Raw genomic sequence first — 24312 nt, 5'->3', positions numbered from 1 at the left:
TTCCACCCTGGCGACGACGAACGTGTTGCGTGCATATAGCTAACATGTTAACTATTGCCCAACAAAAACAAGATGCCATCGTGGAGGTACCCATGAGTACTCATCAGCTCGCCGGCACTGCGCTGGACCGCTGGAATGCCGACATGCAACACATTTGCGGGCATTTCGAGACCGAACTTGCGTTCAACCGCTCGCTGTTCATCGGCGAGATTTCCACCTGGTCACGCGGTGGCCTGGCGTTGGCCAACCTGCGCACCAACGCCGGGCTGATCCGCCGCGACGGCATCAAGCCCGACCGCGACAACGACCAGCACTGCTTTCTGGTCAGCCAGCGCACCGGTTTCTCCCAGGTCACCCAGAACGGCGTGAGTGTGCAGCTGGCACCGGGCGAGATGCTGCTGATGGACGCGGTCGGGGCCTGTGAAATCATGCCGTTCGGCCTGATCGAACACGCCTCGCTGTCGCTCTCGCGCGAGGCGGTGTGCCGGCAGCTGGGGGGCGATGCGCGTACCTTCGGCAAGATCTCTCAGACCAAGGCCTGCGGGCGCATGCTGCATGTGCTGATGGATCAACTGTGCAAGGAAAGCGCTCCGGGGGAGGGCGAGCTGGCCGAGGGCCAGGCCCTGCACAGTGCATTTCTGTCGCTGCTGGGGTCGGCCCTGGAGGGCGGCGATGACCAGGTGCAGCCGGGCGCGGCGCTGCACGGCGCCAACCTGCGCAGCTATGTGCAGAAGGTCATCGACGAGTCCCTGGGCCAGCCTGGCCTGTCGCCGGTGAACCTGGCCAACCGCCTGAACATTTCGGTGCGCCACCTCTACCGCCTGTTCGAAGAGCAGGGCGACAGCGTGTGCCGCTACATCCAGCGCACGCGCCTGCAACGCAGCGCCGACGACCTGGCCAACCCGATCCTCAAGACCGAGTCGATCACCACCATCGCCTACAAATGGGGCTTCACCGATTCGGCGCACTTCAGCCGCTCGTTCAAGAAACAGTTCGAACGCTCGCCCAAGGACTACCGCTCCCACAGCCTGGCCGGCCCGGCCTGATAAACCACTGGCTTGACCCTGCGGGGCACAGTGTATAGGCTCGCACGTTCTGGAAACCTACCGGTCGGTAGGTTGGCATTCGGCAGCCAGACCTGTGACCTTTTTGTGGATTCGAGCTATGCACACCCCGCAGTCCCCCCACGTGAAATTTGCCGTGTCCCTGGCGCTGATCGGCGCCCTGGGGCCGTCGGCCATCGACATGTACCTGGCCAGCATGCCGAGCATCGCCGCCGAGTACGGCGCGACCTATGCCGGGGTGCAACTGACGCTGACGGTGTTTCTGCTGGCCATGGGCGCCGGCCAATTGCTGTTCGGCCCGCTGGTCGACACCCTGGGCCGGCGCCGGCCGCTGCTGGCCGGGTTGCTGGTGTTCGTGCTCAGTTCGCTGGCCGCGGCCCAGGCGCCCAGCCTCGAAACACTGCTGGCGGCGCGCTTTGTCCAGGGCCTGGGCAGTGCGCTGACCCTGGTGGTGATCATGAGCATGGTCCGCGATGTGGCCGAAGGGGCGCGCGCCGCGCAGATCTTCGCCCTGCTGATGACCGTCGAGGGCCTGGCGCCTGTGCTCGCACCGGCGGTGGGCGGTTTTGTGGGGGCGCACCTTGGCTGGCGCGCGATCATGCTCACCCTGGCCGGGCTCGGCGTGCTGGTGCTGTTGAACTCGGCCTGGGTGCTCAATGAAACCCTGGCCGCCGACAAGCGCCAGCCCTGGCAGCCGCGGGACATCCTGCGCACCTACCTGCGCATCGGCAGCGATGGCCAGTTCCTGCGCCCGGCGCTGGCGCTGGCGGCGGTGTTCTTCTTTCTGTTTGCCTACATCGGCGGTGCGGCGTTCGTCTACCAGACCCACTTCGGCCTGTCGGTGCAAGCCTTCGGCACGCTGTTCGGCGCCACCGGGGTGGCAATTCTGCTCGGTGCCATCGCGGCGGGTCGGCTGGTGGCGCGCAAGGGCCTGCTGCGCCTGGCCAAGGCCGGTGCGGGGTGCCTGCTGATCGGTTCCCTGCTGGTGCTGGCAGGGGCCCTGAGCGCGGCGGGGCTGGCCGGCATCGTTGCCGGCATGGCGCTGGCGATGTTCGGCCTGGGCATTCTCGAGGCCACGCTGATGTCGCTGGTGATGTCTTCGCAAAGCCGCGCGCTGGGCTCCACGGCGGCGTTGCTGGGCGCCTTCCAGTTGATCATTTCGTCGTTCGCCACGCCGTTGTCGGGCATCATGGCGCCTTTGGGCGCGGCGCACTGGGCGTCGCTGCTGGTGATTTCGGGTGTTGTCGTGGCGCTGCTGGTGCGCGCCTGCACCCGGCACGCGCCGGTCGAGGCGAGCAGCCTGGCCGGGCATTGATACGGGAGAACCCTGCATGAGAACCCTCACGCCTTCGGCGCAGAAGGTCTGCGCGATCGCGGTCGAGCAGTTTGCCGAGCATGGCTACGATGCCGCCTCGCTCAACGACATCGCGGCGGCGGCCGGCATGCGCAAGCCGTCGCTGTATGCGCACTTCAGCAGCAAGGACGACCTGTTCGAGGCGGTGTTCGAGCGTGCGGTGGAGGCCGAGCGGCTGTATGTGGAGCAGTGCTTTGCGCAGTGCGACGACGCGTTGCCGGGGGCCGGCTATGCCCACTGCCTGGGTGAGCGCTATCAGCAGTCGGCGCACCTGCGGTTTCTGCTGCGTACCGCGTTCTTTCCGCCGGCGGCGCTGCGGCCGATCATCTCGGCAGGCTTCGAGGGGTACCTGGCGCGGCTGGGCGAGGTGTTCGAACAGGCGCTGGGCACGTGCCTGCCGCAGGTGCCGGTGGCGCGGCGGGGGGTGTATGTGGACGCGTACCTGGGGGTGGTGGACAGCCTGAATGTAGAGCTGATCTATGCCGGGCCGCAGGCGTACGCGCGGCGGTTGCGGGCGATGTGGGTGGTGTTCGGGGATGCTTTGAACGCAGCCGGATAAATCGTGGTGCCCTCATCGCGGGTCAAGCCCGCTCCCACAGGATCACAACAACCTGTGGGAGCGGGCTTGACCCGCGAAGAGGCCCGTCAGGCCACCGCCAGGTAATGCTTCACGAAGCTCTCGCTCAGCACCTCCCACAGCACCGGCGTGCCCTTGGTCACGAACCAGCTGTCGCCCACCTTGTACAGCGTGCTCTGCCCGGTGCTTTCATCGGTCAGGCGCACTTGGCCGGTCATCACCGTGGCCTGCTCGTTGAACGGATAGACCATGCGGAACCTGCCCCGGGTGGTACCGAAGTAGGCGCTGCTGAGCGCGTCGGTCGGCGCGCCGAAGGTCATCTTGCCGAAGGCACGCACCTCGCCTTCGAGAATCTCCGAGCCCAGGTCGGCAACGGTGCCCCAGGCGTCGAGTTCGCCGAGCTGGATGTTGTGCTTGAGTGCAGTCAGGGTCATGGCAGTGTTCCTTGAACAGTGGAAAAAAAGGGGGGTCAGCGCCGTCCATTCCAGTACCCCGACAGCTGGTGCCAGGATTTGCCGGCCGTGAGCAGCAGTGGGCGGATATGGTCCTTGCCGACAATCGTCGGGCGCGGGATCGAACTGACCAGGTCATAGCGGGCCGAGCCTTCGCTCATGCCTTCGGCCAGCACCTTGCAGATGATGTGGCTGGGCGTCACGCCGAACCCGGAGTAGCCCTGCACGTAGAACGCATTGCTGCGCCCGGGCAGGGTGCCGACCTGCGGGAACAGGTTGGGGCTGCAGGCCATCGGGCCACCCCAGGCCAGGTCGATCTTCACGTCCTTCAGGTACGGGAAGATCTTCAGCATCAAAGCCCGGTTCCAGGCCTTGAGGTCGCGGGGGATATGCTCCACCAGCGGCGTCGCGGCGCCGAACAGCAGACGGTTCTCGTTGGTCACGCGGTAGTAGTCGATCACCGGGCGAATGTCGCTGTAGGCGCCGCGAATCGGGCTGATGCGCCGGATCAGCTCCTCGGGCAGCGGCTCGGTCATCATCTGGAAGGCGTAGGTGTTGATGGTGGAGCGGTGCAGTTCGGGTTCAAGCCTGTTCAGAAAGCTGTCGCAGGCCCACAGCAGCTTGCTGGCGCGTACCGAGCCGCGGCCGGTGCGCACGGTGATGCGCTCGCCGTACTGCACCTGCAGCGCCGGGCTGTTCTCGAAGATGCGCACGCCATGCCCGGCCACGGCCTTGGCCTCGCCCAGCAGCAGGTTGAGCGAGTGCACATGCCCGCCGCCCATGTGCAGCAGGGCGCTGCCGTAGGCGTTGGAGCCGATGATCTGGCTGACCTCGCTGCCGCCCAGAAAGCGGATCTCGTGCTGGGAATTCACCGACTTGAAGTCTTTCTCCCAGGCGCGCAGGGTTTTCTCCTGGCGGGCATTGAAGCCCATGTAGCCATAGCCGTGGCAGAAGTCGGCATCGATGGCGTACCGGGCGATGCGCTGCTTGATGATGTCGGCGCCCAGGTCGCTGATCTCGAAGATCTGGCGCAGGCCATCTTCGCCCACGGCTGATTTGATCTTTTCAAGGTCGTGGCCGATGCCGGCCATGATCTGCCCGCCGTTGCGCCCGGTGCCGCCAAAGCCCAGGTAGCGGGCCTCGAGCACGACGATGTTGGTGATGCCCTTTTCGGCCAGCTCCAGCGCCGTGTTGATGCCGGAAAACCCGCCACCGATGATGACCACGTCCGCGTCTTCATCGTGTTCCAGGGTCGGGAAGCTCAGGTTGTATTTCTTGGTTGCCGTGTAGTAGGTCGGCGTTTCGATCGTGATCATGGCGCAGCCTGAAAAGTGGAGGAGCTTTCGAGGCCTATTAGGGGGCTTGGCGGGGTGGCGTGTCTTGACCCTGCGTGCCGCGTGCCTTGACCGCGGGTGCCAGCGCTGCGCAGGCGGGTAGGTGGCCGCCGGCTTCTTTGTTAAAGTGTTAACAAATAACCTGATGACCGTAGCCTTCCATGTCCAAACCTCGTGTTTCGCTGACTCTTACCTTATTGCAAGCCCGCGAGGCGGCAATGAGCTTCTTCCGCCCCTCGCTCAACCAGCATGGCCTGACCGAGCAGCAGTGGCGGGTCATTCGTATCCTCAGCCAGCAGGGCGAGCTGGAGATCTACCGGCTGGCCGAACAGGCGTGCATCCTCAAGCCGAGCATGACCGGTGTGCTGGTGCGCATGGAGGCGGCGGGGCTGGTGTGCCGGCGCAAGGCCGAGCAGGACCAGCGGCGGGTGCTGGTCAAGCTGGCGGACAAGGGCGTGGCGTGTTTCGACTCCATGAGCCAGAGCATGGAGGCCAACTACCAGCAGCTGCAGGACCAGTTCGGTGAACAGAAGCTGCAGCAGTTGCTGGGGTTGCTGGAAGAACTGAAGCAAGTACGGCGCTAACTCATTCGCCGGCAAGGCCGGCTCCTGCAGACACCGCAGCCTGTGTAGGAGCCGGCCTTGCCGGCGAAGAGGCCCGTCAGATCAATACACCCCGCCAGCCTTGTCGACAGGTGCCGCCTCACCCTTGAACTTGCCCACCAACCCCTGCAACCCGCGCATCAGCACCGTGGTATCCACCCCCACCGCCACGAACGCCGCGCCCAGTTCGATGTAGCGGCGCGCCAGCGCTTCATCGGCGCTGAGAATCCCGGCCGCCTTGCCCGCACGCTGAATCCGCACGATCGCGTCTTCGATTGCCGCCTGCACGTCAGGGTGCCCCGGATTGCCCCGGTGCCCCATCGACGCACTCAGGTCGGCCGGGCCGATGAACACCCCGTCCACCCCCTCCACGGCCGCAATCCGGTCCAGCTGCGCCAGCCCCTCGGCGCTCTCGATCTGCACCAGCAGGCACATCTGCGCATCGGCCTGGTCCAGGTAGCCGGGGATGCTGTTCCAGCGCGACGCCCGCGCCAGTGCACTGCCCACCCCGCGCACGCCCAGCGGCGGGTAGCGCATGGCGCGCACCAGCTCGCCGGCCTGGGCCGCGCTTTCCACCATCGGCACCAGCAGCGTCTGCACACCGATGTCCAGCACCTGCTTGATCAGCGCGGTGTCGCCGATCACCGGGCGGATGATCGCCTCGCCAGGGTAGGGCGCCACCGCCTGCAGCTGCGCGAGCATGCCGCGCAGGTCGTTGGGCGCATGCTCGCCATCGATCAGCAGCCAGTCGAAGCCGGCATTGGCCGCCAGCTCCGCGCAATACGCGCTGGCCAGCCCCAGCCACAGGCCGATCTGCGGCTCGCCACTGGCCAGGCGTTGTTTGAAACGGTTCACAGGCAGGTGCATGGCAGTCTCCGAAGGTCAGACAAAACGGCAGGCGATGGAACCGAGCATGTCGTAGTCGACATGGAAGGTATCGCCGGGGTTGGCGGCCACCGGCCGGGTGAACGAACCGCCCAGGATCACCTGGCCGGCCTCCAGCGCCACGTCATACGGCGCCAGCTTGTTGGCCAGCCACGCCACGCCCTTGGCCGGGTGGTTGAGCACCGCCGCCGACACCCCGGATTCCTCGATCACGCCGTTGCGGTACAGCACCGCCGGCACCTTGCGCAGGTCGATGTCGCCCGGGCGCACCGCGCGCCCACCCATCACCACCCCGGCATTGGCGGCGTTGTCGGAGATGGTGTCGAACACCTTGCGCGTGGCGCCACTGTGCGGGTCCACCTGCTGGATGCGCGCATCGATGATCTCCAGCGCCGGGATCACCCACTCGGTGGCATCCAGTACATCGAACAGGGTCACATTGGGCCCCTTGAGGGGTTTGCCGAGGATGAACGCCAGCTCCACCTCCACCCGCGGTACGATGAAGCGTTCGAAGGGGATGTCGCTGCCTTCGTCGAAGAACATGTCGTCGAGCAGCGCGCCGAAGTCCGGCTCGGTGATGTTGGACGACACCTGCATGGCGCGCGAGGTCAGGCCGATCTTGTGCCCGACCAGCTTGCGCCCGTCCTTGATCTTTTGCGCCACCCAGGCGCGCTGGATGGCGTAGGCGTCCTCGATGCCGATGGCCGGGTGGTCGAGGGAAAACTGGCGCACCTGCTCGCGGCTGCGCTCGGCGCGGTCGAGCTGGGCGGCGGCTTGAAGGATCTGGCTAGGGTCGAGCATGTTCGGCGTCTCTTACTGGGGGTTGACGATGGCAGCCCGGGTGCGCAGCACCAGCAGGCCACCCAGGGCGATGAATAGGGCCAGCACGTACAGCGCAAGGCTGGCGCTGTGGGTGGTGTCGCGCATCCAGCCGATCAGGTAGGGCGCAAGGAACGAGGCGATGCTGCCGAACGAGCTGATCAGCGCGATACCGGCCGCCTGCGTGGTGTTGGACAGAAACGCCGGCGGCAGCTGCCAGAACATCGGCAGGGCGGCGCTGGCGCCCATGCCGGCGACGATCAGGCCGCCCAGCACCATCAGCGGGTTGCCCGGGGCCAGCCCGGCCACGGCGATGCCGAGTGCCGACATCAGCAGCGGCACGCACAGGTGCCAGCGCCGCTCGCGCTGGCGGTCTGACGAGCGCCCGCAGGCGATCATGAACAGGCAGCCGGCCAGGTAGGGGATGGCGCTGAGCAGGCCCACGCGGCCGTCGCTACCGATACCGGCGCCGTGGATCAGGGTCGGCATCCAGAAGGCCAGGGTGTTGACCGCCAGCATCACCGCGAAGTACACCGCCACCAGCAGCCATACCTGACGGTTGCGCAGGATGCCGCCGAACGAGGTGATCGACTTGCGTTGCTCTTCGCTGGCCAACTGCTCGCGCAGGTGCTGCTTCTGGCCGGCGTCCAGCCAGCTGACGTGCTCGAAGCTGTCGGGCAGGCGCTTGAGCACCACCAGGCCCAGCAGCATCACCGGGGCCCCTTCGATCAGGAACATCCACTGCCAGCCGCGCAGGCCGGCGGCGTCGTGAAACAGTTCCAGGATGCCGCCCGACAGCGGCCCGCCGATCACCCCGGCCATCGGCACGGCAATCGCGAACAGCGCGGTGATCTGGCCACGGCGCCGGGCCGGGTACCAGCGGTTGAGGTACACCAGGATGCCGGGGAAGAACCCGGCCTCGGCCACGCCCAGCAGAAAGCGCAGCACGTAGAAGCCCGAGGCCGACTCGACCCACAGCATGCCGGTGGACAGCGCGCCCCACACGATCATCAGGGTGGCGATCCAGCGCCGCGGGCCGACCCGGTCCAGGGCCATGTTGCTGGGTACGCCGAACAGCGCGTAGGCGATGAAGAACAGGCCGGCACCGAAGCCGTACACCGTGTCGCTGAAGTGCAGGTCGCTGCTCATCTGCATCTTGGCGAAGCCGATGTTGATGCGGTCCAGGTGGGCAAACAGGTAGCAGACCAGCAGCAGCGGCATCAGCCGCCAGGTGACGGTGCCGTGGGTGGAGTCGTGCTGGGCAAGGCTGGCCGATGCGGCGGTATTGGCTGTGCTCATGATCTTGTTCTTTTTGGTCAGAGGGCCGATGGGGGAGCGCAGGGCCGGGTTCAGCCCGGCTGCTGCTGGTTCAGAAACGCGTGCACGTTGTTCTGCTTGAAGTTCAGTTGCGGGTGCAGCTCGATCATTTCGAACGACAGGGCCAGCAGGCGCTGGCTCTGCAGGTCGGCAAAGTGCTCGGTGATCACCGCGAACAGGGCCTTGGCCACCTGTTCGCGGGTGGCCAGGTCGCGCCCGTGGCCGACCTTGAGGGTCATGTGCACGAAGGCGTAGTCGTGCTGCCCGTCGGCCATGCGCCAGGTGTCCAGGCGCACCGCCCGGCTGCGGATGCCGCCCAGCGGGAACACGCCCGTGGCGCCCAGGCAGTGGTGGACCTTTTCGAACAGGCCGGGCAGGTCGGCCTGGGCTTGGAGGTTGTCGGTGTACTCGGCGATGAAGTGGGGCATCCTGGGCTCCTTGGCGGGGTCAGACGGGGAAGATGGCGTTGATCTGGCCGGTGCCGGAGCTGCCGAACGGCTCGGTCAGCACCTCCACCGGCCTGTCGTAGTCGGCGCCGCCAAGCAGGCCCAGCAGCATCGCGGTGTCGTGCATGCCACCTTCGCCGTAGCAGTGGCTGGCGTAGTCGGGCAGCATCGCGCAGAACTCCCTGAAGCGGCCCTGCTTCCACAGTTCCACCACGCGCAGGTCCATCTGCTTGTCGAATTCGCGGGTCCAGTTGTGGATGTTGGCCTCGGCGTTGCGGTCGTCCGAGAAGCGGTGCGAGAGCGAGCCGGAGGCCAGCACCAGCACCTTGCGGTCGCTCTTCTCGATGGCCCGGCGCACGGCGGCGCCGAACGTGAAGCTGTCTTCCAGGCGGTGCCAGGCGCACCAGGCGGCGATGGACACCACTTTGAGTCTGTCGGCGGCGGGCACGTCCATGTGCATGTAGCGCATCGGTACCAGGGTGCCGTATTCCAGCTCCAGGCTCGGGATGTTGTGGGCCAGGGTGCGCACGTCGGCGGCATTGGCCTCCTGTGCGATCAACTCGCCCAGTGCCGGCAGGCCGGGGTACTCGAAGTCCATGTTCTTGATGAAGTGCGGCAGTTCGTTGCTGGTGTAGGTGCCCTTGAAGTGCTCGCCGCAGTTGATGTGGTAGCCGCTGTTGACCAGCCAGTGCACATCGAACACCACGGCGGTGTCGGCGCCCAGTTCGCGGGCGCGGCGGCCGATCTCCTTGTGGCCGGCGATGGCGGCCTCGCGGCAACCGTGGTGCTTGCCGGGCAGTTCGGACAGGTACATCGAGGGGACGTGGCAGACTTTGGCTGCGAGGACGACTTCGCCCATGGTGGGGTACTCCTGGATCTGTTGTTCTTGTGGTGGGTCAGGGCGGGTGCTTTCGCCGGCAAGGCCGGCTCCTACAGGGGTTGTGCCGTCTGTAGGAGCCGGCCTTGCCGGCGAAGCCCTCAGAGGCCCCAGCGCGGAATGGCGTGGCTGCCCATCGACACGCACACGTTCTTGATCTCGGTAAACACCTCGAAGCTGTACTGGCCACCTTCGCGACCGGTACCGGAGCCCTTCACCCCGCCGAACGGCTGGCGCAGGTCACGCACGTTCTGGCTGTTGATGAACACCATGCCGGCCTCGATGCCATGGGCCAGGCGATGCGCCTTGCCGATGTCCTGGGTCCAGATGTACGAGGCCAGCCCGTACTCGGTGTCGTTGGCCAGCTTCAGTGCCTCGGCCTCGTCCTTGAACGGGATCAGGCACACCACCGGGCCGAAGATCTCCTCCTGGGCGATGCGCATGCTGTTGCTGACGTCGGCAAATACCGTGGGCTGGATGAACTGCCCGCGCGCCAGGTGCGCCGGCAGGTTGGCCGGGCGCTCCAGGCCACCGGCCAGCAGGGTGGCGCCTTCCTCGATGCCGATGCGGATATAGCCGGTCACCTTGTCGTAGTGGGCCTGGGTGATCATCGAGCCGACCTGGGTCTTGGGGTCTTGCGGGTCGCCCACGATCAGGCGCCTGGCCCGCGCCGCGAACTCGGCCACGAACTGCGGGTACACGCTCTCTTGAATGAAGATGCGGCTGCCGGCGGTGCAGCGCTCGCCGTTGAGCGAGAAGATGGTGAACAGCGCAGCGTCCAGCGCGCGCTCGAGGTCGGCGTCCTCGAAGATCAGCACCGGCGACTTGCCGCCCAGTTCCATCGAGTACTTCTTAAGGCCCGCGGTCTGCATGATCTTCTTGCCGGTGGCGGTGCCGCCGGTGAACGAGATGGCGCGTACGTCCGGGTGACGCACCAGGGCATCGCCTGCGGTGGCGCCGTAGCCCTGGATCACGTTGAGCACGCCATTGGGGATGCCGGCCTCGACCGCCAGGCGGCCCAGTTCGTTGGCGGTCAGCGGCGACAGTTCGCTCATCTTCAGCACCGCCGTGTTGCCCAGGGCCAGGCAGGGCGCGGTCTTCCAGGTGGCGGTCATGAACGGCACGTTCCACGGCGACACCAGCGCACACACGCCGACCGGCTGGTACAGGGTGTAGTTGAGCATCTGGTCGTCGACCGGGTAGGTGTGGCCATCCATGCGCGTGCACACTTCGGCGAAGAAGTCGAAGTTGTGCGAGGCCCGCGGGATCAGCACGTTCTTGGTCTGGTGAATCGGCAGGCCGGTATCCAGGGTTTCCAGCTCGGCCAGCCGGGGCACGTTCTGCTCGATCAGCTCGCCCAGCCTGCGCATCAGCCGCGCACGCTCCCTGGCCGGGGTGCCGGCCCATTTGGGGAACGCCTCCCGGGCTGCTGCAACTGCCTGGGCAACTTCTTCGGCGCCGCCGCTGGCGACTTCGCCGATGGCCTCGCCGGTGGCCGGGTTGTAGTTGACGAAGACGTCCTTGCTTTCGACCTCACGGCCATTGATCCAGTGCTTGATCATCGGGTTCATGCCTCTTGCGGGTTCAGCGCGAAGAACTCGGCTTCGCTGACAATGCGGTTGACCAGGCGGCCGACACCTTCCACTTCCACCACCACTTCATCACCCGGCACCACGTCGGCCAGGCCTTCGGGGGTGCCGGTGGCGATCATGTCGCCCGGTTGCAGGGTCATGAAGCTGGACAGGTATTCGATCAGGTAGGGGATGTCGAAGATCATGTCGCGGGTGCTGCCCTGCTGCTTGAGCTCACCGTTGATCCAGGTGCGCAGGGTGAGGTTGGACGCATCCGGCACATCGGCCACATCGACCATCCACGGGCCCACCGGGGTGGTGGCGTCGCGGTTCTTCACCCGCAGGTTGGGGCGGTAGTAGTTCTCCAGGTAGTCGCGGATCGCGTAGTCGTTGCACACCGTGTAGCCGGCCAGGTACTGCAGCGCGTCCTCGCGCCTGACGTTGCGCGCCGGCTTGCCGATCACCGCCACCAGCTCGCACTCGTAGTGCATGTACTTGACGTTGTCCGGGCGCCAGGTGACCTGGTTGTGGCCGGTGTAGGTACCGGGCGACTTGACGAAGGCCAGCGGCTCGGTGGGTGCGGCAAAGGCCAGTTCGGCGGCGTGGTCGGCGTAGTTCAGGCCCAGCGCGAACATGCTGCCGGTGGCCGGCGGCAACCACTGCACCTCGTGCTCGGCGAGCAGGCGGCCATCGGCCAGGCGCACGTTGTTGCCATCTTCCACGGTCACGGCGTGGTCCTGGCCCTGGTAACGGATACGGGCGTGTTTCATCAGCGTTGCTCCTGTTCGGCCACGATCGGGTTGGCCAGGCGGCCCAGGCCGCTGATCCGGACCTCGACCTGATCGCCTGGCAGCACGTCCACGCGGCCTTCGGGGGTGCCGGTAATCAGCACGTCGCCTGCGTGCAGGGTCATGAACTCGCTGATCTCGGCGATCAGCTGCGGGATGTTGCGCACCAGGTTGGCGGTGCTGTTGTGCTGGCGCAGTTCGCCATTGACGAACAGCTCGATGGCCAGCTGATGCGGGTCGGCCACCTGCGCGGTCGGCACCAGCTCAGGGCCGAGTACGCAGAAACCATCGCGGCACTTGGCCTTGACCGCCGGGCGGTAGTAGCTGTCTTCGGGCAGGCTGAACTCGTTGACGATGGTGTAGCCGGCCACGTGCTCCAGGGCCTGTTCGACGCTCACGCGGCTGGCGCGCTTGCCGATCACCACGCCCAGCGCCGGGCCCGGCTGCAGGCGTTCGACACCTTGCGGGTACACCACTGGGGCGCCATGGCGGTTGCGCGTGTTGGGGGTCTTGATGAACAGCACCGGCTTGACCGGGGGCTTCTGGTACGGCGCCTGTTCGAATTCGGCGAGACGCTGGTTTAGCAACCCCTGGTAGTTCAGCGCAACGCCGAACAGGGTGCCGGTGGCAACGTCGTGCAGGGCACGGCTCATGCTCTTCTCCTGGCAAGGGCAGGGCGGCAAGCACCCTGCGGGACAAATCGTTAATGTGTTAACGTTATAATTAAGATGTTAACTAAAGGCAAGCGGCGCGTGTCAGGCGTTAAGCTGCCGGCAGAACAAGAACACAGCAGGAAACCCCGTCATGAACGAACGCACGCCGATTCCCAACATCAACATCGGGCAGGTCTACGACCAGCGGTACAGCGATGCCGAGGTGCATTACGACAAGCTCGGCAACCTGGCCGGCTTTTTCGGCCGCAACATGCCGGTGCACCGCCACGACCGCTACTTTCAGGTGCATTACGTCAAGAGCGGCACGGTGCGGGTGTACCTGGACGACCAGCAGTACGTGGAGTCGGGGCCGATGTTCTTCCTTACCCCGCCGACCATCCCGCACTCGTTCGTCACCAAGCCCGACGCCGATGGCCACGTGCTGACCGTGCGCCAGCAACTGGTATGGCAACTGCTCGAAGCCGACCCTGCGCTGGCGCCTGGGCCGCAGGTGGCGCCGGCGTGCGTGGCGCTGAGCGGGCTGGAGGGACGGTTTGCCGACGAGGCGCGGCGCCTGGTGCTGCTGTTCGACGAGCTGCACCGCGAGATCAATGCCGCGCAGGTGGGCCGTGGCCCGGCGCTGGACAGCCTGACCCGGCTGATCATGCTCAGCCTGCTGCGCCTGTGCGCGCGCTCGCTGCCGGCGCGCCAGACCCGGCATGAGGACCTGCAGGTGTTCCACCGCTTCAACGAGCTGATCGAGGCGCATTACCTGGAGCACTGGCCGCTGTCGCGCTATGCGCTGGGGGTAGGGGTGACCGAGGCGCGGCTCAATGACGTGTGCCGGCGTATCGCCGACCTGCCGTCCAAGCGCCTGATCCTGGAGCGCCTGATGCAGGAAGCCAAGCGCCTGCTGCTGTTCACCGGCAGTTCGGCCAACGAGATCTGTTACAGCCTGGGCTTCAAGGACCCGGCGTACTTCAGCCGGTTTTTCCTGCGCTATGCGCAGGTGACGCCGGGCGAGTACCGCCAACGGCAGGCGGGCGTGCGCTGACATGGCATTTTTCCGTTTTTGTTGTTAGACGCGGCAAGCGCCGCTGCCGCCATGATGGCGGTAGCGGTGTAACGGAAAAATGCCTTTTACAGGGGTGCGCTTGTACTTTTCAGAGCGCTCAGGCGGCGTTGTTCAACCACAGGTTTTCAAAACGCCAGGTGCTGAACAACGTCTGCTCCGGCGCCGCGCCGCCGACCTTGCGTGAAAACGCATCGAGCAGGTTGGCGTAGCCCCAGATCAGCAGGCCGCCCTTGTCGTACTGGATCTGCTGCGCCTGGTGGACCAGCGCGGTGCGCCTGGCCAGGTCCGGCTGGGCCATGGCCTGCAGAAACAGCTGGGTGAACTGCGGGTCGTCGAAGTGGGTCTTGTTGGCCACCGCGAACGGCGCGTCGGTGTGCATGGCGCTGGCCAGGAATGGCGCGCCGATGGTGCCGCCGGTGCTCAGCAGCCACTGGTCCTGCTGCGGGCCGTTGAAGGTGGCGCTGTCGACCTGGCGCACATCGAGGGTCACGCCGATGCGCCTGGCCTGCTCGGCCAGCACCAGCGCCGAGGCCAGCGCCGGCCCGGCGGTGGTCACCAGTTCCACCCGCAGGTGTTCCTGGCCAGCCTCGCGCAGCAGTTGCGCGGCGCGCTGCGGGTCATGGGCACGCGGGGGCAGGGCGTGGTTGAAGGTGGGGTCGAACGGGGCGTACAGGTCGTTGGCCACGCGGCCCTGGCCGTTGAGGGCGCGGCGCACCAGCTCGTCGCGGTCGGCCAGCAGGCGCAGTGCCTCGCGCACCCGCGGGTCGTTGAATGGCGGCTTGCTGGTGTTCATTTCGAACGACAGCCAGTTGCCGCTGATCGACGTCACCAGGTTCAGCCGCGGGTCGCGCTCGAGCACCTGCAACTGCTCGCTGGGCATGCCGTTGGCCATGTCGATCTGCCCGGCACGCAGCGCGGCCAGGCGCGAGACCTGGTCCTTGAAGTCGATGATCTCCAGTTCATCGGCATACGGCCTGCCGGCCTTGTAGTAGTTCTCGAAGCGGCTGAACACCGAGCGCTGGCCGGGGGTGAAACTCTTGAACCGGTAGGGCCCTGCGCCGACCGGGTTGGTGACCGGGTGATAGTCCACCGGCACGATGCCACCGAAATTCACCCAGGTTTCCGGCAGTGGCAGGAAGCTGCGGCCGTCCTTGAAACTCAGGCGCACCGTGCGGTTGTCGAGCTTGACCAGGTTGTCGCGGTCCACCCAGTGCAGCAAGGCGGCGTAGGGCGAAGCCAGCTGCGGGTCGGTGAGGCGGCGGATCGAGAAGATCAGGTCGTCGGCATCGATGGTCTTGGCGTTGTGGAATTCCAGGCCCTGGCGCAGGCGCAGGGTCCAGCTGCGCGCGTCGCTGCTGGCCTCGGCGAACTCGGCCAGGGCCAGGCGCGGCTGCATCTGCTCGTCCCATTCCCACAGTTTGCTGTACAGCGCAAAGCCGCGCACGATGCCGCTGCCGATGGGCTTGTGGGCGTCGAGGTTGCCGGTCTGGCCGCCGTCCAGGATGCCCAGGCGCAGGCGCCCGCCGTGCCGCGGCTGGGCAACCCCGGCGGCGGGGGCGGGGGCGTCATCCGGGCCGCAGCCGCTGAGCAGGCTGGTGCCCAGCAGCAGGCCGCCGCCCATGGCCAGGCCCTGGCCGATGAACTGGCGCCGGCTGTAGTGGTTGGGGTTCATGGCTCAGGCTCCTGCCGCGCGCAACTGCGCGGTGGCCTGCACGGGCCGGCTCAGCGCCTGCCGTTCACCGCGAAAGTGCGGCAGGACGTGCTCGCCCAGGCGGTAGGCTTCTTCCAGGTGCGGGTAGCCGGCCAGGAAGAACAGGTCGATGCCCAGCGCGTTGTACTCGCGAATGCGCGCCACCACGTTGGCGTAGCTGCCCACCAGCGCCAGGCCCGGCGGGATGCCGATGTGGCTGAAGCCCGACCACACGTTGGGGTAGATGAAGAAATCGTCGAAGCCACGCTCGTCGTGCTCGGGCCGGTAGTCCTCCTCGTAGCTGAGCTTGCGCGCGGTACGCAGCCCTTCGTGGGCCGCCTTGGCCTTGGCGGCCCCCCTGGCCACGCCCTCGTCGAAAAAGCGCTTGGCTTCGGCCAGCGCCAGTGCCTCGGTCTCGCGGGCGATCACGTCGATCGACAGGCCGAAGCGGATGTCGCTGCGGCCGAACGTGAGCGCACGCTGGCGGATGTCGGCGATCAGCGCGGCGATCTCGTCGGGGTGCTCGGCGCGCATCAGGTAGAAGTCGGCATGCTTTGCAGCGAACTCGCGGGCGGCAATCGACGAGCCGGCGGTGCAGATCAGCGGCAGCTCGGCCTTTTTCTGCGGCCCGCGCAGGCCGCCGCCTTCGGCCTTGTAGAAGCGCCCGTCGTAGTGGAAGTGCTCCGAGTGCCAGTAGCCCTTGACCACATCCATGAACTCGGTGGCGCGGGCGTAGCGCTCGTCGTGCTCGGCCAGGTCGCCGACCTGGCGCTGGAGGGCGTCCGAGCCGCCGTTGATGATGTTCCACACCAGCCGGTTGCCGCTGGCGCGCTGGTAAGTGGCGGCCTGCTGCACCGCCACCCACGGGGTGTAGTGGTAGGGCTGGAACGCGGTGACGAACTTCAGCGTGCGGGTTTCGCGGGCCAGGAGCGAGCATACCGTCCAGGGCTCTTCGCCGGACGGCGCATTGACCATCAGCGCACCGCCGAAGCCGTTGATTTCGGCGGCCCGGGCAATCTGCCCCAGGTAGTCGATGTAGGTGAAGTGGTCACCGACCGCAAACCCCGACACCGCGCCGGTGCTGGCGCCGCCGGCATGCCAGTCGCCGCGGTTGCGCGGGTCGCCGGGCAGGAACTGGGTTTCACCGTGCAGCGGCAGGCGGGTAAAGAATTCGATGCTCATGGGCAGGCTCCTGGCTTATTGCACGCTGGGGTTGCAGATCGGGGTGACGGGCTGGTCGCTGAACACCTTGCGCGCGAAGGGCAGCGAGTCCTTGAGCGAGGCATTGACCGTCTCGCTGTGGCCCAGGCCCTTGTACAGGTGGCCCTCGACCACCGAGCCGGCAGCGCAGGCGTCCTTCATCAGGCTGACCTGGGTGACGGCAGCGGGGGTCTTGTCCTCGGCGCCGGTGCCGATGAAGATCGGCTGCGCAAGCTTGAGCGTCGGGTAGGAGACCTGCGCCAGCCACGGCTTGAGTTGTGCGTCGTCGTTGGCCTTGCGCGTGTTGGCCGGGGTCAGCCCGGTGCCGATCACATCGGCGGTGAGCGACGCCAGGCAGGTGGTGCGAGCCTGTTCGAACAGTGGCAGGGCCTTGTCGGTGTAGAAGTCGCGCGGGTCGATGCTCGGGTCGTATTGCTGCGCGGCCAGCAGGGTGTAGAAACCGTAGGCCAGTGACGCGTCGACCTTGTTCGGGTCCTGCTCACCCACGTTGCTGGCGCCCACGGTGTAGATCACCCCGGTGCCGACGCTGCCCTTCAGGCCCAGGTCCGGGGCGTAGGTGGGGGCATAGGCGGCAGAGGCGAAGGCCCCGGCGCCGCCCTGGGACTGGCCGACCACCAGCACCTTGTTGGCCAGGCCCGGCACCCCGCTGACCACGGCGCGGGCCGCATCGAGGATGCCGTAGGCGGCCATGCGGTTGTTCAGCAGCGGGTGGCCGCCGGGCACGCCCAGGCCCTGGTAGTCGGTGGCGACGATGGCATAGCCCTCGTTCAGCCAGCGCGCCAGGTACTGCACGTCGCGGTACGAGCGGCCCGACCAGGACGGCGCGCAGATGTCGGCCACGCCGACGGTGCCATGCCCCCAGGTGACCACCGGCCAGCCGCCGGCCGGGGCCTTGCCCTGGGGAATGAACAGCGCGCCGGAGACCGCGATCGGGGTCTTGCCGTCGATGCCGTCGGTGGAGCTGTAGAGAATGCGCAACTGGCTGGCCGCGCCGGGCAGGCTGAGGGTCTGCTCCAGCGGCTCGCTGCGCAGCAACGTGCCGGGGGTGGCCGGGATCGCCTGTTCCCAGTGGTAGAACGCCGAAACGCGCCCGTCGCCCTGCAGCGGGTCGGGCGTGGGGGCGTAGGTGTCGGCGGCCATGGCGGCGCAGGAGAGGGCGAGCAGGCTCAGGCCGAAGGCAACGGAGTGCGGGAATTTCATCAGGGGCTTCCTTGGGCAAAACAACGATGCCGGGTGCAGAGCGAAAGCCGTGCCAGATGCTGAAATGTTCACGCAACCTGCTGAATAAAAAGGGTTTTACTGGTTTTATCCAGTCGCTGCCCAGCACCGCGCTGCTGATTCGCAAGCAACCCCCTGGGCCGGATTGCTGCTGTGGCAGCAGTGCCTCAGCAGGTGGCTTCTGATAGGTGAAATTGGAATATACAAAGATGAATTAATAATTATTTGTTCTAATTTGTTTCGTGCACTATGGGCCGGCGCTATCAATGCCAGGAATGCACCATGTCGCTGATTACCCATCCCCATGCCCGGGAACTGACCAAATCCGTTCGTGCCACCGTGCTGGTGTTCAAGGACCCTCGCTCCCAGGAACTGCTGGCCCGTATCGAGCGCCTGGCGCCGAGCGAGGCCAACACCCTGATCATCGGCGAGACCGGCACCGGCAAGGAACTGGTGGCGCGGCATATCCACCAGTTGAGCCGGCGCGGTCGCGAACCGTTCGTGGCGGTCAACTGCGGCGCCTTTGCCGAAACCCTGGTGGAGAGCGAGTTGTTCGGCCATGAAAAGGGCGCATTCACCGGGGCCACCAACAGCAAGGCGGGCTGGTTCGAGGCGGCCAATGGCGGCACGCTGTTTCTCGACGAGATCGGCGACCTGCCGTTGAACATGCAGGTCAAGCTGCTGCGCGTGCTGCAGGAGCGCGAAGTGGTGCGGCTGGGGTCGCGCACGCCGATCCCGATCAACGTGCGCCTGGTGGCGGCCACCAACGTCAACCTGGCCGATGCGGTGGTGGCGGGGCACTTTCGCGAAGACCTGTTCTACCGCCTGCACGTGGCGACCATCCGCCTGCCGCCGCTGCGCGAGCGCCCCGGCGACATCCTGCCGCTGGCCGAATTCTTTCTCGAGGAGCATTGCCAGCGCCTGGGCTACAGCCGCGCCAGCCTGAGCCTGGAGAGCGAGCGCAAGCTGTTGGGGCACAGCTGGCCAGGCAACATCCGCGAGCTGGAGAATGCCATTCACCATGCCTTGCTGGTGTGCCGCCAGCAGGTGGTGCAGCCAGCCGACCTGCACCTGGTGGACATGCGTTCGGTGGGTATCCGCCAGGAGGAGAGCGCCCAGCCGCTGCGCCTGCAGACGCCCGAGGCGCCGAGCCTGGAGGCGGCGCTGACGGCGCTGTTCGAGCAGAACGTAGAGGATTTGTACGAGCATATCGAAGAGACGGTGTTTCGCACCGCGTACCGCTATTGCCACGGCAACCAGCTGCAGACCGGGCGCCTGCTCAACATCAGCCGCAACATCGTGCGGGCGCGGCTGGAGAAGATCGGCGAGCTCAAGCGTAGCGATACTGTCGGCCTGTAAGGGCCCTTCGCGGGTCCACAGGTTGTGCACCGACTTGAGGGGCCGTGAACGTTCTGTGGGAGCGGGCTTGACCCGCGATACAGGCGCCACCGGGTCAACTGATCCGCATTAATCCCCCCAACCTGAATCTGTAACCCAGTACACCTCGAAGCCATAGTAGCGGCCTCCCTGATGAGGTCCGACCATGTATCACTACGACGAATACGATCGTGCACTGGTGTTCGAGCGCGTAGCCCAGTTCCGCGACCAGGTGCAGCGCTTCACTGCCGGTGAACTGAGCGAAGAAGAATTCCTGCCACTGCGCCTGCAAAATGGCCTGTACCTGCAAAAGCATGCCTACATGCTGCGCGTGGCCATCCCCTACGGCACCCTCGGCGCCCGCCAGATGCGCACCCTGGCCAGCATCGCGCGCGACTACGACCGCGGTTACGGCCACTTCACCACGCGCCAGAACATCCAGTTCAACTGGGTCGAACTGGCCCAGGTGCCGGATATCCTGCAGCGCCTGGCCGAGGTCGACATGCATGCGATCCAGACCTCCGGCAACTGCGTGCGCAACATCACCACCGAGGCCTTCGCCGGCGTCGCCGCCGACGAGATCATCGACCCGCGCCCGCTGGCCGAGATCCTGCGCCAGTGGTCGACCATCAACCCCGAGTTCCTGTTCCTGCCGCGCAAGTTCAAGATCGCCATCTGCTCGGCCCGCCAGGACCGCGCAGCGATCATGATGCACGACATCGGCCTGTACCTTTACCGCGACGGGCGCCAGCAGATGCGCCTGCGGGTGATGGTCGGCGGCGGCCTGGGGCGCACGCCGATCCTGGGCCTGCAGATCCGCGAGGGCCTGCCGTGGGAGCACCTGCTGTCGTACGTCGAGGCCATCCTGCGGGTGTACAACCGCCATGGCCGGCGCGACAACAAGTACAAGGCGCGCATCAAGATCCTGGTCAAGGCACTGGGCATCGAGGCCTTTGCCCGTGAAGTCGAACAGGAATGGCAACACATCAAGGACGGCCCGGCGCAGCTCACCGAAGCCGAGTTCCAGCGGGTAGCCGAAGGCTTCGCGCCGCCACGCTACGCCGCGCAGCCCGACGGCGACCTGGACTACGGCACCCACCTGGCCATGGACCGCTCCTTCGCCCGCTGGGTCTCGCGCAACGTGCAGCCGCACAAGGTGGCCGGCTATGCCAGCGTGGTGCTGTCGACCAAGCCCGGCCCGGCGGCGCCCCCCGGCGACCTCACCGCCGAGCAGATGGACAACGTGGCCGACTGGTCGGAGCACTTCGGTTTCGGTGAAATCCGCATCGCCCACGAGCAGAACCTGATCCTGCCCGATGTCCGCAAGGCCGACCTGTACCCGCTGTGGCGTCTGGCCTGCGAGCAGGGCCTGGGCACCGCCAACATCGGCCTGCTGACCGATATCATCGCCTGCCCGGGCGGCGACTTCTGCGCGCTGGCCAACGCCAAGTCGATCCCCATCGCCCAGGCCATCCAGAGCCGCTTCGACGACCTCGACTACCTGCACGACCTGGGCGAGCTGAGCCTGAACATCTCGGGCTGCATCAACGCCTGTGGCCACCACCACATCGGCAACATCGGCATCCTGGGCGTCGACAAGAACGGCAGCGAGTGGTACCAGGTGACCCTGGGCGGGGCGCAGGGCAAGGCCAGCGCACTGGGCAAGGTGATCGGCCCGTCGTTCAGCGCCGCCGAGATCCCCCGCGTGATCGAGCAGATCGTGGCCACCTACTGCGCCTACCGCGAACTCGACGAGCCCTTCGTCGACACCGTGGCGCGGGTGGGGCTGGAGCCGTTCAAGGAGCGCGTCTATGCCAGGCAGCCGGAGGTGTCCACATGCGCAATGTGATCGCGATACGCCAAGGGCAGGCGCAGCTTGTGGAGGACGACAGCTGGCAGTTGCTGCGCGAGCAGGAGGCGCCGCTGCCGACGGGCGCGCTGATTTTGCCGCTGCACCGCTGGCTGGCGCAGCCCAGTGGTTATCACGGGCTATGGCTGGGGCCGGATGACGATGTCGAGTCGCTGCAGCTGTGGCTGGGCGTGCTGCCGCTGATCGCCATCGACTTCCCCTCGTTTCGCGATGGCCGTGGCTACAGCCAGGCCTACCTGCTGCGCACGCGGCTGGGCTGGCAGGGCGAATTGCGTGCTGTCGGCGATGTGCTGCGCGACCAGCTGAGCCACATGCGCCAGTGCGGTTTCGACAGTTTTGCCGTGCGCGAGGACAAGTCGGCAGCCGACGCGCTCAAGGGCCTGCAGGGCATGAGCGTGCTCTACGGGCGTTCGGTGATCGAGCCCAGGCCGCTGTTTCGGCGACGTTGAGTGCGTAGGGTGCTGTCGCGCCGGTGATGGAACGGGCTACCATGCAGGTTCGCCCGTTGGACAGGATGTTGCAGCATGCTTTTCAGTACCCGTACTGCCCGGCCGGCCGATGCTGAAGCCCTCAGCGACATCGCCAGCCAGACCTTCGCCCTGGCAAGCCCCGCCGATTCGTCGGCCAAGGCGCTTGCCGCCTATATCCGAGGCCATCTTCAGCCCGAACACTTCTGCCTGCACCTGATCAGCCGCGCCAAGCAATTGCGCGTGCTGGAGCATGACGGCGTGGTGGTGGGCTACACCCTGATCGACAAGGCGGCGCAGGCGCTGGGTATCGAGGCGGCCGATGGCCTGCCGGAACTGAGCCGCTGCTACGTACTGCCCGAGCACCATGGCCAGGGCGCGGCCCAGCGCCTGCTCGAGGACACCCTGGCCCAGGTGGGCGGGGCGATCCGCCTGACGGTCAACGAACACAACAGCCGGGCGATCCGCTTTTACCAACGCAATGGCTTCCGCCAGGTGGGCGAGGCCATTTTTGTCTGCGGGCCGGAACGTCACCGTGACTGGGTGATGGTGCGCGCCTGCGCCACTGCCGAACCAGAGGCTGCCGATGACTGATCTTTCTGCCTACCCCATCACCCGCAAATGGCCTGCCCGCCACCCCGAGCGCCTGCAACTGTATTCGCTGCCCACGCCCAACGGGGTGAAGGTGTCGATCATGCTCGAAGAGACGGGCCTGGCCTACGAGGCGCACAAGGTGGACTTTGCCACCGAGGATCAACTGAGCGCCGAGTTCATCTCGCTCAGTGCCAACAACAAGATCCCCGCGATCCTCGACCCGCACGGGCCGGGGGGCAAGCCGCTGGGGCTGTTCGAGTCGGGGGCGATCCTGCTGTACCTGGCCGAGAAGACCGGCCAGCTGCTGCCTGAAGACCCGGCTGCGCGCTACGAGACGATCCAGTGGCTGATGTTCCAGATGGGCGGCATCGGCCCGATGTTCGGCCAGGTGGGCTTCTTCAACAAGTTCGCCGGCAAGGCCTATGAAGACAAGCGCCCGCTGCAGCGCTACGTGGACGAGGCGCGGCGCCTGCTGGGCGTGCTGGACCGGCGCCTGCACGGGCGCGACTGGATCATGGGCGAGTACGGCATCGCGGATATCGCCACGCTGCCGTGGGTGCGCAACCTGATCGGTTTCTACGAAGCGGGGGATCTGGTGCGGATCGAAGAGTTCGTCGAGGTTCGACGCGTGCTGGAGGCGTTTCTGGCGCGGCCGGCGGTGCAGCGCGGCTTGCTGATTCCGGGTTGACCGGGTTGTGCTGCGGTCAGCGCGGGCCTGGCCCGCGCTGACCGCAGCGCCGTCTCAGTGGCTCTGGCGCCACGTCACCTCGGTGATTCCGTACCGTTCGGCCAGTGGCTTGCTGACCTTCTTTACCTTCTCGCGCCCATAGCGCGGAATATGCCCCACCCCGGCGTCACAGCTGGCCCAGTGCCAGGCTTCGGCGTTGTCCATCGCCTCGGCACGAATCACGAAGGACTTCTGTTTGCCGTGCAATTGATAGTCGATGACGAAGAGTTTTGCGTTGTTCATGGTTCCCTGAAAATCCTTTCAACGTGGTGACCGATGCGTGTTCACTCATACCGCCTAACTAAGTACCTTCCAGCCACCAAATAATTCAGTCTGATTGTTCGACATCAGTGTTCGGCGCTGACGGTGAGGTGGCGGGCATCGGTGTCGAACACTACCTGTTCCAGCCGGTGGGCCATGCCGCAGGCCAGCGAATCGTAGGCAGGGATCACCCGTTCCTCGGCCGACAGGCAGTGGATGATGTCCAGTTTGCGCTCGGCATGGGCGGTCTCCAGTTCGAAGATCCGCGCATAGCGCTCCAGGTCGTTGTTCAGGCTCGACAGGTATTCACGCAGGCGCGAGTGGTCCACCGCGCTCTGGCTGAAGTGCCAGGTCATGGGGTGGATCAGAAACCGCGAGTGGGGCACGGCCAGGCGTTCGCTGGCGGCCAGGTACATCACGATGCCCATGGATTCGATGTTGCCCGCATTCACCGCGCTGACCGGCACCGGCAGCGACTTGAGAAAGCTGTAGATCGAGAACCCCAGGTGGGTGCTGCCGCCGATGGTCGACAGGTTGAGCAGCAGGGCGCTGGCCCCTTCGTCGATCGCCTGCAGGCAACGGTCGCGAAAGCGCTCGGTGGTGCCCTGATCGATCGGGCAGTGAAAGTGGATGACGTACTGCTTCATCAAGAGTCCTCAAGACCGACGCACCCTCGGTGCGCCGGTCGCTCGAGCGTCAGCTACGACCACCACCACTTGGTTTGCGGGTGTCAGACTTGGTGGCGTCAGGCTTCTTGTTGCCCTGGCTGCCAGCGCCGCCTCCGGAGGCCTGCCCACCTTTTTTGCCGGCTTCCGACGCCTTGTTCTTGTCGTTGGCAAAGTTTCCCGAGTTTTCTTTCTTGTCCATGATGCTGATCCTCATGTCATTGGGATGCGAAGCCTTGTGGACCTCACATAGGTGTGGAGATAGGCCACGGGGCAAAGTTTTAAAATCTTTGCGTGCATGAGACGAACGGTAAGCCCGCACGACTTTTTCATCCGCTTGGCGGGGCTGTGGAACTTTGCAGCGCAGCGCCCATTCCCTTGCATATCGACTGCAAGGGGCAGCCAAGA

The 24312-nt window shown here is 66.1% G+C and carries 26 protein-coding genes; 10 read left to right on the top strand and 16 right to left on the bottom strand.

The genetic code is table 11. The features are described from left to right. The first annotated feature begins 92 nt into the window (after positions 1 to 92). From feaR to ACPRTJ_RS24935, 3 genes are all read left to right on the top strand, one after another. A complete protein-coding gene (gene feaR, locus ACPRTJ_RS24945; protein WP_058540261.1) occupies positions 93 to 1046 on the top strand; it encodes a transcriptional regulator FeaR in 954 nt (317 codons plus the stop codon). Positions 1047 to 1164: 118 nt separating this feature from the next. Then, a complete protein-coding gene (locus tag ACPRTJ_RS24940) occupies positions 1165 to 2379 on the top strand; it encodes a multidrug effflux MFS transporter (protein WP_426427492.1) in 1215 nt (404 codons plus the stop codon). Between the two features lie 16 nt (positions 2380 to 2395). Then, positions 2396 to 2977, top strand: a complete 582-nt coding sequence (locus ACPRTJ_RS24935; protein ID WP_088515091.1) for a TetR/AcrR family transcriptional regulator — start codon at positions 2396 to 2398, stop codon at positions 2975 to 2977. Between the two features lie 86 nt (positions 2978 to 3063). Here ACPRTJ_RS24935 and ACPRTJ_RS24930 read toward each other — a convergent pair whose 3' ends face one another. Both ACPRTJ_RS24930 and ACPRTJ_RS24925 read right to left on the bottom strand, forming a co-directional pair. After that, positions 3064 to 3429, bottom strand: a complete 366-nt coding sequence (locus ACPRTJ_RS24930; protein WP_054914427.1) for a cupin domain-containing protein — start codon at positions 3427 to 3429, stop codon at positions 3064 to 3066. A gap of 35 nt (positions 3430 to 3464) precedes the next feature. Further along, a complete protein-coding gene (locus ACPRTJ_RS24925; RefSeq protein ID WP_043860067.1) occupies positions 3465 to 4763 on the bottom strand; it encodes an NAD(P)/FAD-dependent oxidoreductase in 1299 nt (432 codons plus the stop codon). 179 nt (positions 4764 to 4942) lie between these two features. On the opposite strand from ACPRTJ_RS24925, the gene hpaR reads away from it, so the two are divergent. Continuing rightward, positions 4943 to 5365, top strand: coding sequence for a homoprotocatechuate degradation operon regulator HpaR (gene hpaR / locus ACPRTJ_RS24920; RefSeq protein ID WP_043860068.1), 423 nt, complete (start codon positions 4943 to 4945; stop codon positions 5363 to 5365). An 81-nt stretch (positions 5366 to 5446) separates the two neighbouring features. Here the strand turns inward: hpaR and hpaI are convergent, their stop codons facing one another. From hpaI to ACPRTJ_RS24880, 8 genes are all read right to left on the bottom strand, one after another. After that, a complete protein-coding gene (gene hpaI, locus ACPRTJ_RS24915) occupies positions 5447 to 6250 on the bottom strand; it encodes a 4-hydroxy-2-oxoheptanedioate aldolase (RefSeq protein ID WP_058540257.1) in 804 nt (267 codons plus the stop codon). 15 nt (positions 6251 to 6265) lie between these two features. Beyond that, positions 6266 to 7069: a 2-oxo-hept-4-ene-1,7-dioate hydratase gene (gene hpaH / locus ACPRTJ_RS24910; protein ID WP_043860070.1), complete on the bottom strand. Its 804-nt coding sequence runs from the start codon at positions 7067 to 7069 to the stop codon at positions 6266 to 6268. Positions 7070 to 7081: 12 nt separating this feature from the next. After that, positions 7082 to 8386 carry an MFS transporter gene (locus ACPRTJ_RS24905; RefSeq protein WP_043860071.1) on the bottom strand — a complete coding sequence of 435 codons (1305 nt, stop codon included), beginning with the start codon at positions 8384 to 8386 and terminating at the stop codon, positions 7082 to 7084. A gap of 50 nt (positions 8387 to 8436) precedes the next feature. After that, positions 8437 to 8832 (bottom strand): 5-carboxymethyl-2-hydroxymuconate Delta-isomerase, encoded by a 396-nt coding sequence (locus ACPRTJ_RS24900; RefSeq protein ID WP_043860072.1) that lies wholly within the window; start codon positions 8830 to 8832, stop codon positions 8437 to 8439. Between the two features lie 19 nt (positions 8833 to 8851). Continuing rightward, a complete protein-coding gene (hpaD, locus tag ACPRTJ_RS24895; protein WP_043860073.1) occupies positions 8852 to 9709 on the bottom strand; it encodes a 3,4-dihydroxyphenylacetate 2,3-dioxygenase in 858 nt (285 codons plus the stop codon). A 119-nt stretch (positions 9710 to 9828) separates the two neighbouring features. Further along, positions 9829 to 11289, bottom strand: a complete 1461-nt coding sequence (gene hpaE, locus ACPRTJ_RS24890; protein WP_426429159.1) for a 5-carboxymethyl-2-hydroxymuconate semialdehyde dehydrogenase — start codon at positions 11287 to 11289, stop codon at positions 9829 to 9831. A gap of 5 nt (positions 11290 to 11294) precedes the next feature. Continuing rightward, on the bottom strand, positions 11295 to 12068 hold the full coding sequence (locus ACPRTJ_RS24885; RefSeq protein ID WP_054914429.1) for a fumarylacetoacetate hydrolase family protein: 774 nt from the start codon (positions 12066 to 12068) through the stop codon (positions 11295 to 11297). Next, a complete protein-coding gene (locus tag ACPRTJ_RS24880; protein ID WP_043860075.1) occupies positions 12068 to 12739 on the bottom strand; it encodes a fumarylacetoacetate hydrolase family protein in 672 nt (223 codons plus the stop codon). Before ACPRTJ_RS24880 ends, ACPRTJ_RS24885 begins: the two co-directional genes overlap by 1 nt. A 151-nt stretch (positions 12740 to 12890) precedes the next feature. Here ACPRTJ_RS24880 and hpaA point away from each other — a divergent pair, with 151 nt between their 5' ends. Then, positions 12891 to 13793 carry a 4-hydroxyphenylacetate catabolism regulatory protein HpaA gene (gene hpaA / locus ACPRTJ_RS24875; protein WP_426427486.1) on the top strand — a complete coding sequence of 301 codons (903 nt, stop codon included), beginning with the start codon at positions 12891 to 12893 and terminating at the stop codon, positions 13791 to 13793. Between the two features lie 118 nt (positions 13794 to 13911). On the opposite strand, the gene ACPRTJ_RS24870 is transcribed toward hpaA, so the two are convergent. The 3 genes from ACPRTJ_RS24870 to ACPRTJ_RS24860 are packed head-to-tail and all read right to left on the bottom strand — an operon-like array spanning position 13912 to position 17925. Next, positions 13912 to 15486, bottom strand: a complete 1575-nt coding sequence (locus ACPRTJ_RS24870; protein ID WP_054914430.1) for an ABC transporter substrate-binding protein — start codon at positions 15484 to 15486, stop codon at positions 13912 to 13914. A gap of 3 nt (positions 15487 to 15489) precedes the next feature. Beyond that, on the bottom strand, positions 15490 to 16686 hold the full coding sequence (locus ACPRTJ_RS24865) for an LLM class flavin-dependent oxidoreductase (RefSeq protein WP_058540253.1): 1197 nt from the start codon (positions 16684 to 16686) through the stop codon (positions 15490 to 15492). A gap of 15 nt (positions 16687 to 16701) precedes the next feature. Continuing rightward, on the bottom strand, positions 16702 to 17925 hold the full coding sequence (locus ACPRTJ_RS24860; RefSeq protein WP_426427483.1) for a lipase family protein: 1224 nt from the start codon (positions 17923 to 17925) through the stop codon (positions 16702 to 16704). 300 nt (positions 17926 to 18225) lie between these two features. On the opposite strand from ACPRTJ_RS24860, the gene ACPRTJ_RS24855 reads away from it, so the two are divergent. The 5 genes from ACPRTJ_RS24855 (at position 18226) to ACPRTJ_RS24835 (ending at position 22939) form a co-directional block, all read left to right on the top strand. After that, entirely contained in the window at positions 18226 to 19302 is a 1077-nt protein-coding gene (locus ACPRTJ_RS24855; protein ID WP_043860049.1) for a sigma-54 interaction domain-containing protein, read from the top strand. Positions 19303 to 19486: 184 nt separating this feature from the next. After that, a complete protein-coding gene (locus ACPRTJ_RS24850; RefSeq protein WP_100632707.1) occupies positions 19487 to 21169 on the top strand; it encodes a nitrite/sulfite reductase in 1683 nt (560 codons plus the stop codon). Beyond that, on the top strand, positions 21157 to 21639 hold the full coding sequence (locus tag ACPRTJ_RS24845) for a DUF934 domain-containing protein (protein ID WP_058540251.1): 483 nt from the start codon (positions 21157 to 21159) through the stop codon (positions 21637 to 21639). Before ACPRTJ_RS24850 ends, ACPRTJ_RS24845 begins: the two co-directional genes overlap by 13 nt. A 75-nt stretch (positions 21640 to 21714) precedes the next feature. After that, a complete protein-coding gene (locus ACPRTJ_RS24840; protein WP_043860046.1) occupies positions 21715 to 22251 on the top strand; it encodes a GNAT family N-acetyltransferase in 537 nt (178 codons plus the stop codon). Beyond that, on the top strand, positions 22244 to 22939 hold the full coding sequence (locus tag ACPRTJ_RS24835; RefSeq protein WP_043860045.1) for a glutathione S-transferase N-terminal domain-containing protein: 696 nt from the start codon (positions 22244 to 22246) through the stop codon (positions 22937 to 22939). Before ACPRTJ_RS24840 ends, ACPRTJ_RS24835 begins: the two co-directional genes overlap by 8 nt. A 54-nt stretch (positions 22940 to 22993) precedes the next feature. On the opposite strand, the gene ACPRTJ_RS24830 is transcribed toward ACPRTJ_RS24835, so the two are convergent. The 3 genes from ACPRTJ_RS24830 to ACPRTJ_RS24820 form a co-directional block, all read right to left on the bottom strand. Then, positions 22994 to 23221: a DUF6555 family protein gene (locus ACPRTJ_RS24830; protein ID WP_043860044.1), complete on the bottom strand. Its 228-nt coding sequence runs from the start codon at positions 23219 to 23221 to the stop codon at positions 22994 to 22996. Positions 23222 to 23325: 104 nt separating this feature from the next. Then, positions 23326 to 23886, bottom strand: a complete 561-nt coding sequence (locus tag ACPRTJ_RS24825; RefSeq protein ID WP_043860043.1) for an ATP-dependent Clp protease proteolytic subunit — start codon at positions 23884 to 23886, stop codon at positions 23326 to 23328. Between the two features lie 49 nt (positions 23887 to 23935). Continuing rightward, on the bottom strand, positions 23936 to 24109 hold the full coding sequence (locus ACPRTJ_RS24820) for a KGG domain-containing protein (RefSeq protein WP_370409158.1): 174 nt from the start codon (positions 24107 to 24109) through the stop codon (positions 23936 to 23938). Positions 24110 to 24312 lie beyond the last annotated feature (203 nt).

It is taken from the genome of Pseudomonas palmensis (assembly GCF_049942755.1).
In the GTDB taxonomy this organism is placed as follows: domain Bacteria; phylum Pseudomonadota; class Gammaproteobacteria; order Pseudomonadales; family Pseudomonadaceae; genus Aquipseudomonas; species Aquipseudomonas palmensis.
The sequence above is the reverse complement of the archived record's forward strand: the minus strand, read 5'-3'. Positions and strand labels throughout refer to the sequence as shown.

What these genes read in the sequence shown, in the direction of transcription:
- feaR (WP_058540261.1), top strand. Translation starts at nt 93, where the DNA reads ATGAGTACTCATCAGCTCGCCGGCACTGCGCTGGACCGCTGGAATGCC.
- ACPRTJ_RS24940 (WP_426427492.1), top strand. Translation starts at nt 1,165, where the DNA reads ATGCACACCCCGCAGTCCCCCCACGTGAAATTTGCCGTGTCCCTGGCG.
- ACPRTJ_RS24935 (WP_088515091.1), top strand. Translation starts at nt 2,396, where the DNA reads ATGAGAACCCTCACGCCTTCGGCGCAGAAGGTCTGCGCGATCGCGGTC.
- ACPRTJ_RS24930 (WP_054914427.1), bottom strand. Translation starts at nt 3,429, where the DNA reads ATGACCCTGACTGCACTCAAGCACAACATCCAGCTCGGCGAACTCGAC.
- ACPRTJ_RS24925 (WP_043860067.1), bottom strand. Translation starts at nt 4,763, where the DNA reads ATGATCACGATCGAAACGCCGACCTACTACACGGCAACCAAGAAATAC.
- hpaR (WP_043860068.1), top strand. Translation starts at nt 4,943, where the DNA reads ATGTCCAAACCTCGTGTTTCGCTGACTCTTACCTTATTGCAAGCCCGC.
- hpaI (WP_058540257.1), bottom strand. Translation starts at nt 6,250, where the DNA reads ATGCACCTGCCTGTGAACCGTTTCAAACAACGCCTGGCCAGTGGCGAG.
- hpaH (WP_043860070.1), bottom strand. Translation starts at nt 7,069, where the DNA reads ATGCTCGACCCTAGCCAGATCCTTCAAGCCGCCGCCCAGCTCGACCGC.
- ACPRTJ_RS24905 (WP_043860071.1), bottom strand. Translation starts at nt 8,386, where the DNA reads ATGAGCACAGCCAATACCGCCGCATCGGCCAGCCTTGCCCAGCACGAC.
- ACPRTJ_RS24900 (WP_043860072.1), bottom strand. Translation starts at nt 8,832, where the DNA reads ATGCCCCACTTCATCGCCGAGTACACCGACAACCTCCAAGCCCAGGCC.
- hpaD (WP_043860073.1), bottom strand. Translation starts at nt 9,709, where the DNA reads ATGGGCGAAGTCGTCCTCGCAGCCAAAGTCTGCCACGTCCCCTCGATG.
- hpaE (WP_426429159.1), bottom strand. Translation starts at nt 11,289, where the DNA reads ATGATCAAGCACTGGATCAATGGCCGTGAGGTCGAAAGCAAGGACGTC.
- ACPRTJ_RS24885 (WP_054914429.1), bottom strand. Translation starts at nt 12,068, where the DNA reads ATGAAACACGCCCGTATCCGTTACCAGGGCCAGGACCACGCCGTGACC.
- ACPRTJ_RS24880 (WP_043860075.1), bottom strand. Translation starts at nt 12,739, where the DNA reads ATGAGCCGTGCCCTGCACGACGTTGCCACCGGCACCCTGTTCGGCGTT.
- hpaA (WP_426427486.1), top strand. Translation starts at nt 12,891, where the DNA reads ATGAACGAACGCACGCCGATTCCCAACATCAACATCGGGCAGGTCTAC.
- ACPRTJ_RS24870 (WP_054914430.1), bottom strand. Translation starts at nt 15,486, where the DNA reads ATGAACCCCAACCACTACAGCCGGCGCCAGTTCATCGGCCAGGGCCTG.
- ACPRTJ_RS24865 (WP_058540253.1), bottom strand. Translation starts at nt 16,686, where the DNA reads ATGAGCATCGAATTCTTTACCCGCCTGCCGCTGCACGGTGAAACCCAG.
- ACPRTJ_RS24860 (WP_426427483.1), bottom strand. Translation starts at nt 17,925, where the DNA reads ATGAAATTCCCGCACTCCGTTGCCTTCGGCCTGAGCCTGCTCGCCCTC.
- ACPRTJ_RS24855 (WP_043860049.1), top strand. Translation starts at nt 18,226, where the DNA reads ATGTCGCTGATTACCCATCCCCATGCCCGGGAACTGACCAAATCCGTT.
- ACPRTJ_RS24850 (WP_100632707.1), top strand. Translation starts at nt 19,487, where the DNA reads ATGTATCACTACGACGAATACGATCGTGCACTGGTGTTCGAGCGCGTA.
- ACPRTJ_RS24845 (WP_058540251.1), top strand. Translation starts at nt 21,157, where the DNA reads ATGCGCAATGTGATCGCGATACGCCAAGGGCAGGCGCAGCTTGTGGAG.
- ACPRTJ_RS24840 (WP_043860046.1), top strand. Translation starts at nt 21,715, where the DNA reads ATGCTTTTCAGTACCCGTACTGCCCGGCCGGCCGATGCTGAAGCCCTC.
- ACPRTJ_RS24835 (WP_043860045.1), top strand. Translation starts at nt 22,244, where the DNA reads ATGACTGATCTTTCTGCCTACCCCATCACCCGCAAATGGCCTGCCCGC.
- ACPRTJ_RS24830 (WP_043860044.1), bottom strand. Translation starts at nt 23,221, where the DNA reads ATGAACAACGCAAAACTCTTCGTCATCGACTATCAATTGCACGGCAAA.
- ACPRTJ_RS24825 (WP_043860043.1), bottom strand. Translation starts at nt 23,886, where the DNA reads ATGAAGCAGTACGTCATCCACTTTCACTGCCCGATCGATCAGGGCACC.